Genomic DNA, 12,868 nt, shown 5'->3' with positions numbered 1-12,868 from the left:
AACTAATTTTCCCTTACCAGTGTGATAAAACCCTTTACCCTCATCTTATCTGTACCGAAATCAACAATATAATAATAGGTACCCTCTGAAAGTGCCGTTCCGTTGACTGTTCCGTCCCAGCTGTTATCGTATGCCTTTTTACTATAAATGATCCTTCCTGCCTTATCAAATACCTTAACCTCATTGTTCGGATAGTAGTCGATATTCTCGATTACCCACTTATCGTTAAAGCCATCATTGTTTGGGGTAAGAATGTTGTTGGCCTTGATTTTTGAAAGATCCTCGGCGACAGTGATGGTAATAGACTGGCTCTGGCTGCATCCGCTTCCGTTGGTAGCGGTAACGGTGTAGGTAGTAGTTTCTCTTGGCCTAACGGTAAGGCTGGCAGAATTTTGTCCGGTAATAATCCCACTGGCAGTCGACCACACATAGCTTGCAGCCCCTGTTGCGGTAAGAATAGCAGTTTCTCCCCTGCTGATGCTGGTTCCCTTATTGCTATTGATAGCAATGAGCGGAAGGGGATTGATCTTAAGCACGCCGTTGATATAATTAAAAGTATAATTGGCAGATACGCCGCCAACTGGTGAAAGCACATAATCTCCAGCTGCAGAAGACCTGCTTCCGGTGCTGTTTACCGATGGCCTTGTACTTAAACTGTTTGCATTGTCAGAAAATTTAAAACCGTTGTAGCTCAAGGTAAATGCGGGTAGATCGGCTCCCTGGCACATCTGCTTTGCATCTGCAGTTACGCTTAGCACTGCTTTATTAATCGTCAGATCAGCTGTTTTAAAGTCTATAGTGTAATTAGCACCCGCGCTCAAGGTACTGGCAATAGCATATACACCTACATTTTCGCCTGAACTGCGACTCAGCGCACCTGTAAAACCATCACCTGTCCCTAGCGAAGGGCTAAAAGTATAGGTCAGCGCCGGATCGGTGTCTCCGTAAGTTTTGCTCTTGGCAGCAGCAGTTACCGTAATGGTTTTCTTAGCGATGACAAAATCGGCTCCCGTATAAGTCAAGCTATAATTTGCATTTAAAGCCAGGCTGCCCTGGTTAATCGGATAGGTGCCCACATTTTCGCCTGCCGAACGGCTAAGTGACCCGCTAAAGCTGTCGCCCGTCGCTAATGCCGGTGCAAAAGTATAGGTCAACGCCGGATCTGCATCACCATAGCTTTTATTCTTAGCGGCCGCGGTTACCATAATGGTTTTCTTAGCAATTACCAAATTTGCTCCTGTATAATTCAGGGTATAGTTTGCATTTAAAGCCAGGTTGCCCTGATTGATCGGATAGGTGCCCACATTTTCGCCTGCCGAACGGCTAAGTGATCCACTAAAGCTGTCGCCAGTTACTAAGGCCGGGGCAAAAGTATAGGTCAGCGCCGGATCTGCATCACCATAGATTTTGCTTTTAGCGGCCGCGGTTACCGTGACTGTTTTCTTACCGATAGTTAAATCGGCACTACTAAATGTTATGCTGTAGTTGCTACTTAATACAAGTGTACCTTGATTGATAGCATAAGTACCAGTATTCTCACCAACCGCTCTGCTTAAGGATCCCGTAAAACTATCACCTGTTTGCAATGCAGGAGCAAAAGTATAGGTCAACGCTGGATCAGCATCACCATAGGTTTTGTTTTTCGCTGCTGCTGTCACCGTTATTGTTTTTTTACCAATGGTCAGGTCAGCACCAACGTAAGTTAGGATATACTTCCCGTCCAGGGCAAGTGTACCCTGGCCAATTGCATAGGTACCAACATTCTCACCAACCGCCCTGCTTAAGAATCCCGTAAAACTATCACCTGTTTGCAATGCCGGAGTAAAAGTATAGGTTAATGCAGGATCTGCATCACCATAGCTTTTGCTTTTCGCTACCGCAGTTACCGTTATTACGGTTTTCGCTTCAATGGTCAGATTGGCTCCTGTGTAGGCCAGGATATAGTTTCCGTTCAATGCCAGTGTACCCTGGGTAATGGCATAGGTACCCGCGGTTTCACCAGCTGTCCTGCTCAAGGATCCTGTAAAACTATCGCCTGTTTGCAATGCTGGGGTAAAAGTATAGGTCAGCACAGGATCGGCAGCGCCCTGGATTTTACTTGTCGCAACAGCTGTTACCGTTATTGTTTTTTTGCCAACAGTGAGATTTGCACCGACATAATTTAAGGTATAATTGCTGTTCAGTGTAAGTGTACCCTGGTTAATGGCATAGCTTCCAATATTTTCACCCGGCAATCTGCTCAATGCTCCCGTAAAAGTATCAGTACCTACCAAAGCCGGGATGAAAGTATAGGTCAGTGCCGGATCGGCATCACCATAGGCTTTACTTTTGGCGGATGCAGTTACCGTAATGATCTTCTTGGCGATCACAAAATCAGCTCCTACATAGTTCAAGCTATAATTTGCATTTAAAGCCAGGCTGCCCTGACCGATCGGATAGGTGCCCACGTTTTCTCCTGCCGAACGGCTAAGTGACCCGCTAAAGCTGTCGCCCGTAACTAATGCTGGGGCGAAAGTGTAAGTTAACGCCGGATCGGCATCACCATAACTTTTGCTTTTGGCTACCGTGGTTACCGTAATGGTTTTCTTGCCGATGGTAAAATCCGCACCAACATAGCTCAAAGCATAATTACTGCTCAATGCAAGGGTACCTTGAGTAATGGCATAATCACCCGCATTTTCACCTGGCAGTCTGCTTAAGCTTCCGCTAAAGGTATCGGCAAAGGCAAGGCCTGATCCGCCGACCGTAAAGGTAAGGAAGGGATCAACACTACCGTATTCCTTAGATTGTGCAGTAGCTGTAACCGTTACCGCCCTTGGATTGATTGTAAAATTTATTCCTGGAGTAAAGGTGATCGCATAATTAGTGCTTAGTGCCAAGGTACCCTGGGTGATGGCATAGCTGCCCACATTTTCTCCAGGTGCGCGCGATAAACTGCCGCTAAAGGTATCGGCGAAGGCCAAGGATCCGCTAAGCGTAAATGTGAGGGCCGGATCAACATTTCCGTATCCTTTCGATTGTGCAGTAGCAGTAACCGTAATTGCTCTTTTATTGATTGTAAAATTTGTTCCTGCGGTAAAAGTTATTGCATAATTGCTTCCAGCCGAAAGCGTACCTTGGGTAATGGCATAAGTACCGATATTCTCTCCCGCTGCACGGGTAAGTGATCCGCTAAAGCTATCACCGGTAGCTAAAGCTGGTGTAGCGGTAAAGTTTAGTGTAGGGTCTACGTTTCCGTAAATTTTCGAATTTACAGTTGGGTTTATTGTAATCGTTCTAACCGAAATGTTTGCTGTTGTTGATGCGGTTGCATTGCCTAAGGTATAATTGCCCGATGCACCACCAGAAATGGTAATGCCCGTAACCGTTATCGGCTTATTTGTTCCTACAGCAGCCGATGCAAATGAAGCTCCTGTGTAACTTTCGGTAAATACATCGCCCGCTACACGATCGTCGCTCAGGCTTACCGTTGCAGTTGTAGTCCCGTCGTACAGTTTATTATTCCCTGTTGCCGATACGGTTAATGGTTTTGGTGTAACTGTTAAAGCTGAGGCATTAGCTGCAGCCTGTACAAAATTATAGTTTGCTGCAGTTAGTCCTCCACCATTAACATTATACGAACCCACAGCACTACTTATTGTAGCAGAGCTTGACCAATTAATAGTGCCGGCTGTTGCGGTTGTTATAATTTCCGAATTCACAAAGCCGGTTACTGTTCCTGTTAAAACCGGAACACTTGCCCCATAAACTTTTGATATCGCATTTGAAGTATAAGTTAATGTTGCCTTTAAAACTGTACTCGAGGGTATGTTTATCGTAGTACTATTTGCACCTGCACTTGTTAATATCACATTTCCTAAATTTGTACCAGCAGATGCAGTTGCTTTTAGTCTTACATATACAGTTCCGGACACCGTACCAGAACTACCGATGATGGCAGAAGGACCGAAAGTTGTACCATCGGCACTCACCTCAAAATTGGTGGTTGATGATGGAGTGGCCGTAATTCCTGCCAATAATCCGGTACCGGATACAGTGACACTAGTTATAGCGGATGCCGTCCCATAAGTAGTGCTTAAGCCCACAGGAAAGTTGGCAGGGGCAGAAATTGTTAGTGCCGATATCGCTATGGTGTATGATACTGATTTATTGCTCGAAAACGCATCAGTACTTTTTACCGTAAAGGTATAGCTCCCTGGTGCAGTGGCCGTTCCCGACAATACTCCTGCAGCACTCAGCGTGATACCTGCAGGCAGCGCGCCGGCAGTAATCGAATAAGTATAAGGTGCTGTTCCGCCCACAGATAAGAAGGTTTGGCTATATGCGGCACCCAAAGTAGGATTAGGCAATGTAGCAGGGCTTATTGTAATATCGGCCTGAGCAACATTAATGCTATAAGCCTGAGATTTACTGCCCAAAGATGCATCTGTACTTTTTACGGTAAAGGAATAGCTTCCAGCTGCTGTGGCAGTTCCCGACAGTACTCCAGCAGTGCTGAGCGTGATACCTGTAGGCAGCGCACCGGCAGTAATCGAATAAGTATAAGGTAATACTCCCCCGGTGGATGACAGAGATTGGCTATAGGCCGATCCAACAACCGCATCAGGAAGTGTGGCAGGGCTGATGGTGATCACAGCCGGTGCAACAGTAACTGAATAGGCCCTTACCCCATTAAAAGGAGAAATATCGCTGGAGAATATAGAAAAATTAAAGGTACCCGAGGCCGTTGGCGTTCCCGAGATAAGCCCTGTGCTGCTGAGCGACAGGCCTGCAGGCAGTGCACCTGCACCAACAAGATAGGTGTATGGAGCTATCCCCCCGGTAGAAGACAGTTGCTGGCTATATGCCATCCCTAGTACAGGGTCGGGCAAAGTAACCGGACTAAGTACGACTGTTGGTGCTGCAATCTGTATGTTATATGCGCGTGTGCCAGTTACCGAATTGCCATCGGCAGCCTGCACAGTAAAGTTAAAGTTTCCGGCCTGTGAAGGAGTTCCTGAAAGAATACCCGCCGGGCTCAGGGACATACCCGCTGGCAGACTGCCTGCACTTAACGTAAAGGTATAAACCCCTGTACCGCCTGAAGCAGTAACGTTCTGGCTGTAAGCCGCCCCATATACCGGGTTTGGCAGTGTTACTGGAAAAAGCGAAATTGGAAGTGTGGCCTGAATACTATTTCCAGTTTGATCTGCTGTAGTTAATGCCGGATCCGCGCCTCTGTTCCAGTCATCCGCAGCAGCCAGGTTATAGATATTGCCATCCTGTGCCGAAAGACCATTCTTGTTTAAAATAGGAATAAGTGCAGCTTTATCGGCAGCATTCAATACAATTGCAAACGACAGTGCAGAATTAATTTCAACACCGCCCGAAGTTAAGGTATAGGTAGCGCCGCCCTGACCCTTAACGGTCAGCTTAGTGACATCAATATCGTTGAGCGCACCGCTTCTAATAAGAAAGCCAGTTCCGCTCACCACCATCACCCCTGTTGTTCCATTGTAAGTTGCAGAAGTAATGGTCGGTACGGCTACCCCACTCACCGTAACCGCATTGGTTGCATCTGCATTTAAACTTACGTTGGCCATCCAGCCGTTTGCTGCTGCCAGGTTATAAACAGTACCTCCTGTAGAGGTTGTACCATTCTTATTTATAATCATACCCAAGGCCGTTCTATCGGTGGCATTCAAAGTCACGCTGAATGTCGTTGCACTGGTAATTTCCACATCGGGACTTGTGAGCGTATAAGTACTACCGCCCTCAGCAGTAAGGGTTAAGGTAGAAATATCGACATCATTGGCAGCACCTGCTTTAGCCTGTAGGCCTGTACCTGTTACGGCCAATACTCCAGTCGCAACATTGTAAGCCGCTGAAGTTATAGTAGGCTGTACCAAAGTGGTAAATGGGCTGTTGGCCCCATAACTGGTCCCTTCTGAATTAATTGCGTAAGCCCTATAATTGATCAGGGTACCTGCCGGAAGGGAAGAAATTGTGGCACTGAAACTACCTGTTCCGTTACCGTTGGATACTTTATTATTTGAGGTCGTAGGAACGCCGGTGGTAGACCATACAATACCTCTTTCGGTTACAGCGGCACCTCCATCGGCTGTTACATTTCCACCTAATACCGCCGAATTCGTCTGAATAGTAGTAGCTGCCGTAGTACTAACGGTTGGGGCCACTTCTGTTCCGGTAGCTATTCCAACCCTTATATCATCGATCCAATAACCATTATTTGCTTTAAAATATATATCAACACTGTTTACGGCCAATGTTCTGGTGAAAGTATTGGTTGTAGTGGTAATTGCGTTCGATCCTCCAACTATGGGAGAATTATCCTGATCCGTTTCGGCTGCTCCTGCAACTTTATTGTAGGTTACAATATACCATGGCGGTATAACGATGCCGAACAGGCCGTTGTAGCTATTATAGCCCTCGTGCCTAACATACATTGAATAAAAATTAAAAGGCTGTCCATCTGCGCGCTCCAGCCTGAAGGTGTCTCCTCCTGCACCGGTTTTCCACAAAGAAGCAGAGTTGCCGCTTCCGCCCGTTGCACTAATACTAAAACCTCCGTTTCCTCCTGAGGTAAGTTTATAATTAACCCCAGCAATAGTAATAACAGCTTCTGTGGCCCAGGGAGACCCCGGAGGCGTTGTTATTGTTGCCCCTGCATTAAAATTATAGGTGGTCTGCGCATGGCAAAACAGGGACAGGCCAAAAACTAAAAAGATCAGTAAAGAACCCTTCAATAGATTGAATAATCTCATGAGCGTAATATTTGGTTAAAATGTAGATGTTCGGTCGGCTGTAGGTAGCCAGTTTATTAAAGAAGTAGAGCGTATCGGCAAATAAATGACGCAAATAAACAAAATATCAGACTGGAAAGAGATTGTAGCGTTGTAATATTTATAATACAATACAACAATCTTAAAATAACAGCAAAAAGCGTTACTTGATGAAACAACAATGTCATTAAATTAAGCCCTTTTAACCACAGATGGGCACAGATAAACACGGATTTTCAATCCTCACCTGGCCTTAGCGTCTCTCTCCGAGACTTTGTTTTTTTACTATTAAACAAAGAATGGGAAGTCTTAGCGAGATGCTAAGGCTAGAATAGTAAAAAACGTCATTGCGAGGAGGAACGACGAAGCAATCTTTCCTGCCAAGCGATCAGTGCTACAAAGATTGCTTCGTCGGCTGAAATAGCCTTCTGCATCCGATAGCTATCGGATGACGACGATACCACCTGGTCTTAGCGAGATGCTAAGACCAGAATGCGAAATCTTCCGTACAAGTAATTTACGCCTATTCCAAAGCAAAAGCCTCCCAGCCTGCAATGGTTTCCCTGTTACATTTCATTACCGATTGTCCACCTTCAGAAGAAATGTATTTGCCGTTATTCCCCTTAAGTGAGATTTTTCCATTGGCATTAACCACCCAATCAAACTTTTCCCAATCGCTGATCGTTGTTCGGTTGCAGGTTATCCCGGTAAGTGCTCCATTTTCTGAGGATACATATTTATTCATGCTGCGCAGGGCGACCTTTCCTCCGCCTGCGTCTATAATGGCAAAGGTTTCCCAGCCAGAAGCACTCACACGATTACATCTCATGGATGCTTCCCCATTTTCGCCGGATACAAACATATTGTTGGGGCCTTTTAATTTTACCGTTTGGCCAATTGGCGCTTCTGCCTGTACCTGCAGATTACCGAGTTCCAGCCATCCATTTTTAAAGGTGCCGGTTACAGCAAGTGCAATACCAGGTTTATTCAAATTTGTTTTATCGACAATGGCTACCACCCATTTATAATTGCCAGGAGGTAAATTGATTGCCGTTGTGGTAAAATTGTAAGTGATAGAATTGTCTTTCAGCCATTTAGAGGGATCACCGTTTTCATCAATAAAAAGTTTTTTTACCGCACCTGCAGTATCCAGAATAGCAAAGGCAACTTTGTACTTATAGTTCCACTGAGGAATATTGTTAGGGCAATACCCCCAGCCCATGTTTTTCCAGCGATGGCTTAAAGTAGCCGTTGCACCATTGGCAATTGCGTTTGGTAACGATAACTCATCAGGATATAACCGATAACCTCCTTCTGCATTAAAACGTTGTACCAGGGGAAAGCTGGTCTGAAACCAGGAGGTTGTTTCTCCAACCCTAAAATCCATCATGTTTACCGCAGCTTCGGCCGACCTGTTAAATTCGCCTAACCTTACATCCTCAGGGTGTCCTTCGCGATATTGTCCACTGGAGTCGATCCAGTAACGATGGGTACCACTCACAATCCATCCTCCCTCCATAATAATCGGACGTTTATGTTTCCAGGTTGCGGCAAAGTTTTTCTCCCAGCTTTGGTAGTAGTCGGTCATTCCAAAGGCATCATGCCTCAGGCTATACCCTTGATTGATCGCTTTCACCAGTAACCTGTCACTGTTGGCGTTTGCTGCCCCCCAACTCGTAGGATGACCTATTAGCCTGTGGTAATTGATCACCAACGGTACCTTGGTAAATGTTCTGTTATATAGGGCCATTATCCAGTCTAAAGTCTCTTCTTTTACCGTCTCTGTTTGTGCGGCCGTTAACACACCCGGTGCTGCATATACCGTATTATGCGCTTCTCCCCACTTGCCTAAACCATAGGCATCGATAAAAGAAGTACGAACGGGGTCATTAAAGTCTTTTGCCAGTTCTTCAATAAAAGTGGCATAATACTGCCTGAATATCGGATCTTGAGGATAAGGGGTTTTCTGTGTAGGTGCGGCGGGATTTGACAACCAGTATCCAGCTCCGGCGTTAAATACAAAAGCAGGCGTATTTTCTCCCTGATCGCGCCCATCTACAACGATCCGGAATGCGATGGGTAATCCCCTGGTTTTAACGCCATTAATTAATTTACCAATTTGTGAATTAAGGTCTCTCCAGGCATAAACGCCGGGGCTGGGATTAAGGGATCTCCAGCTTGTACGGATGTAACAGGCTGACGCATAATCTATAGCCTTTACGTTTCTGCCCAATTCTGGTACATAAAACTGACTATCCCAGTAGGTATCCAGCGCATCACGCTTTGCATACATTACCCAGCCATTTAACGGATTGCGCAATACAGCTGTACTGTTGTATACCGGCCTGATCAGCACATTATTGGCGGCACCAACAACAGCCATTTTCTGCGCGCCGTTGCTAAAGGTTTCTAAAAGATCTTCATCCTTGCTTTTAGTGCACGAAAGCATTTGCAAGCATAAAAATGCCAGCAAAGCGACCTTTCCGGTTTTCTCTAAATTAAGTTTTTTCATGGTAATAAACATTAAATTATTGGATTTAAAAATTCTTTAAATTTGAATGCAGCAATGCTTCAAAGCAGAGGGCAATTTTTGCCTCTGCTAAAATTACATGCGCACCAGTTGCTACCTAAATAAGGGATTGACGTAAAGAGACATTATAAATCGAAGGGCGATTGCCGGCAAACCGCTATTCGAATCACAATAATGGGGCTTGAAAAATCGGTGATCAGCATACGGTGTTATACTGATTAGGATAGGCAAAGAGATCTTTTAATGCATCCAATCTGGACGCATTTAATACACTTAGCCTCCCATTTCACCTTGCTCTGGGTTAAGGGAACTTAAGCTATTGGCTCATAAGAATATAATTTGGTTGTGATAAAAATACACGACAAGAGGGCGCGAAAGGGTTCGTTTTTGTACGGAAATGGTTCAATTTTGTACAAGAACAAAAAAATTGCCCTGAAGGGTATTAAAACTGAGATTTGCCTTCAAAAAAATATCGGTAAATCATGGCATATCAACAGAAAACAAAAAACGGAGGCGCTTTGCAGCATTCCTCCGTCAACTAAAACTAACCAATCTAATCTTTTCAGGTTATGCTAGCATAACATATTGTGAAATAGCGACTTGCCACAGCATCCATCCAATAGCATAACTAAAAATGGAGTTTGGCAAAGCGGATAAAATTTGTCCAATCGTAAATGTTGAGGTCGTGTTTTCCTTCCCTGAAATGGTAACCCATAGCCGAACTAATTATGGGACTGTTCACTACGGGCATATCTTTAGAAAGGACAACTTTTTTACCATAGAGATCATAAACAGGCTTGGCATTCACTAATGACAAAAACGAGCCATAAGGGTCTGCCCACCGATCTTCGGTAGCATTGGTGGTATACACCGGCCTTGGAGCAATGAGACCAATAAGCATATGCTGATCAACCGGCAGGCTGTTTACATCGTTGCTATATTTCTTGTAATTATTGTTAAACCAATAACCAAACTGTTTATTGATCAGGCTTATTGTTTCGCCATATTTACGCCTTGCAAGCGATGCGCCTGTGCTGCCTGAGCAACTGCTAAACACCATTGCAAAACGTTGATCCTGGGCGGCTGCCCATAAAGCCGTTTTACCACCCCGCGAATGCCCTACGAGCGCAACTTTGTTAAAATCGATTGCTTTATCGGTTTTGAAGTAATCCATTACCCTGCTTGCTGCCCAGGCCCAAACGCCGATTGCTTTCATTCCATTATCTTTTTCGAGTTCTGCCGGAAATAAATGTGCCAATACACCATTCTGATAGCTATCCTTACGGTCGGGAGCCACATCTCCATGATGAAAAGCAGCGATAGCATAACCGCTGTCGATCACTTGCTCTGCAGGCCAAAAAGCACTCTTTTCTGCTCTTGTTGGATCCGTATTTCTGCTGCTCCGGTTGTTGATCAGTAAAAATACAGGAGCTGGTTTGTTCCGCTTGTTGGGAATAAAGAGCACCACAGGAAAGGATACCGAGTTACCTTTATTCCAGGCGGTAATTTTTATCTCTTTCAAATGAGCCTTTCCCTGCATGGCATCAGATTTTTCATTGGTTACCATAAATTTTAAACTATCAAAACTGCCGGGCGTTTTTCCATAAACATGTTCTTCAAAAAGGGCTAAAAGCTCAGGTCTTCGCTTTTTCTCCCAAATTGAGGTGTTTTTCACCCTTTCTCCTTTTGTGGTGAGCAGTATTTCGGGTAAGGTGTAGGCAGGAACAGTGCTTTCATCATAATTGACAATTTCTCCCATAAACTTATCCGTTTTCTGCGCATATACGCTACCTGAAAATAGGATTAGCACAAGCAAAAAAATCAGCGTTTTTCTTACCAAATCGGTTATTATAAATCTGCCCTGACGGGCAGCACATTTTAATTTATTTATCATGCTTAATACCCTGGATTTTGAATCAGTTTATTTGCTTTATTGATTTCGGACTGCTGAAAAGGATACCAATAGTTTTTACTGGTGAAGGTTCGGTTTTCAATTACAAAAGGGCTATAAGCTAACGTAGTACCCACCTTGGTAATTTTTATTCCTTTAACAGGTCCGTTAAAATTACTTTCCCCATCCTTCCATCGCCTCACATCAAAAAAACGCTGTTCTTCGAAACATAATTCTACACGACGCTCATTTTTAATGCGATCGCGCATTTGAGATTGTGTTAACCCAGATAGCACGGGCATTCCGGCGCGGGTACGCACAGCGTTTATGGCATTATAAACTTCTGCATTCGGACCTCCAAATTCATTTAAGGCTTCTGCATAGATCAATAAGATTTCTGCATACCTAAACAGTACCCAGGGCCTTCTTACGCTTGTGGTACCCGTGATGTTATAAGTCGCATTGCCACTTAGAAATTTACGCAGGTAATAACCGGATTTTGTACTGTTTACATTGGAAGGAACATTATCACGCCCTCCTTCATAAGTTTCTACTGCACGGGTTAAACTTCCCGTTTTAAAATTTGCGCCATTATACACGATAAACTGGTTTAAACGTGGGTCTCTGTTGGCATACGGATTTTGCGGATCATAACCTGATGTAGGATCTGTTATGGCTTTACCATTGGTCATTTCAAAGGCATCCACCAGGTTCTGTGTAGGGTTTGTTCTTCCCAAACCGCCGGTGAAGCTAATGGGTGCGTTATTTGACTCTATTGTATTGGTATTGCTTGCCGGTGTGGCAAAAATAACCTCATTATTGTAAGAAGTAGCAGTGGTGGTATAGTCCCATAAGCTTGGGAATAACGCCGTACTTAACAAGCTGTGCTTGTTTAAATCAATTAAATCTTTTGCACTTTTCGCAGCATTCTGCCACCGCTGTAGGTCGTTACCCGGGTTATAAAGCGGACTTGCATAAACCAACAGCGTTTTGGCTTTTAGTGCCATTCCAGCAGCCTTTGTAGCACGGCCGTAATTGGCCGCATCCCAATCTTTGGTAGAAGCTGCCGGAATCTGGCTGATGGCCGAGTCGCAATCTTTAACAATCTGTTTTACCACATCATCAACAGTATTTCGTGGAAGGTTCAGATCTTCTATCGGCGAAAAGGATCTCGTGGCGAGCACGATGCCGCCATACCGCTTAAATAATTCATAATGGAATAAAGCCCTCAGAAAGAAGGCCTCTCCCCTTAACGCGGGCAGATCGCTTGCCGGAAAGATAACCGCCGTGGGCGAACGCTCCAGAAATGTATTTACCACCCACAGTCCGGTATAAAGATTGGTGTATTGTTCATCGAAGGTTCTTAAACTGCTCCAGTTACCATTGTTGAAAACGTTTACGTTACTATTTAAATTTGAATTTACGGCTTCATCACTTCCGCTGGCCATTAATGCGCCCGAACCGTCAACATTGTATCTGGCCAGCATGTAATTGTATCCGTTGTTCAAATACTCCCGCACGCGCCTGTCTGTATTCCAGATTGCTTCTTCACTTACGGGGCCTTCACTGTACGAAGGTTCAAAAAATTCATCCTTACAAGCGCCAAGGCCCGTTAGCAAAACTGCCAGAAGGATATACATACCATATAATTTCTTTTTCATCTTC

The 12,868-nt window shown here is 44.6% G+C and carries 4 protein-coding genes; all 4 read right to left on the bottom strand.

The window, feature by feature from the left end; all coding sequences use genetic code 11:
* Window positions 1-2: 2 nt before the first annotated feature.
* The 4 genes from ACTJKN_RS08175 to ACTJKN_RS08160 all read right to left on the bottom strand — a co-directional run bounded on the left by ACTJKN_RS08175 (window position 3) and on the right by ACTJKN_RS08160 (window position 12,864).
* Window positions 3-6,764: an MBG domain-containing protein gene (locus ACTJKN_RS08175; RefSeq protein WP_440823928.1), complete on the bottom strand. Its 6,762-nt coding sequence runs from the start codon at window positions 6,762-6,764 to the stop codon at window positions 3-5.
* Between the two features lie 541 nt (window positions 6,765-7,305).
* Window positions 7,306-9,294, bottom strand: a complete 1,989-nt coding sequence (locus ACTJKN_RS08170) for a DUF4832 domain-containing protein (protein ID WP_440823927.1) — start codon at window positions 9,292-9,294, stop codon at window positions 7,306-7,308.
* A gap of 646 nt (window positions 9,295-9,940) precedes the next feature.
* Window positions 9,941-11,206: a glucuronyl esterase domain-containing protein gene (locus tag ACTJKN_RS08165; protein WP_440823925.1), complete on the bottom strand. Its 1,266-nt coding sequence runs from the start codon at window positions 11,204-11,206 to the stop codon at window positions 9,941-9,943.
* 2 nt (window positions 11,207-11,208) lie between these two features.
* Window positions 11,209-12,864 (bottom strand): RagB/SusD family nutrient uptake outer membrane protein, encoded by a 1,656-nt coding sequence (locus tag ACTJKN_RS08160; protein ID WP_440823923.1) that lies wholly within the window; start codon window positions 12,862-12,864, stop codon window positions 11,209-11,211.
* Window positions 12,865-12,868: the final 4 nt, after the last annotated feature.

Origin of the sequence: Pedobacter sp. 22163 (assembly GCF_052045595.1) — a bacterium.
Lineage (GTDB): Bacteria > Bacteroidota > Bacteroidia > Sphingobacteriales > Sphingobacteriaceae > Pedobacter.
Note: the sequence above shows the minus strand (reverse complement) of the source record. Positions and strands in the feature narration are given on the sequence as shown.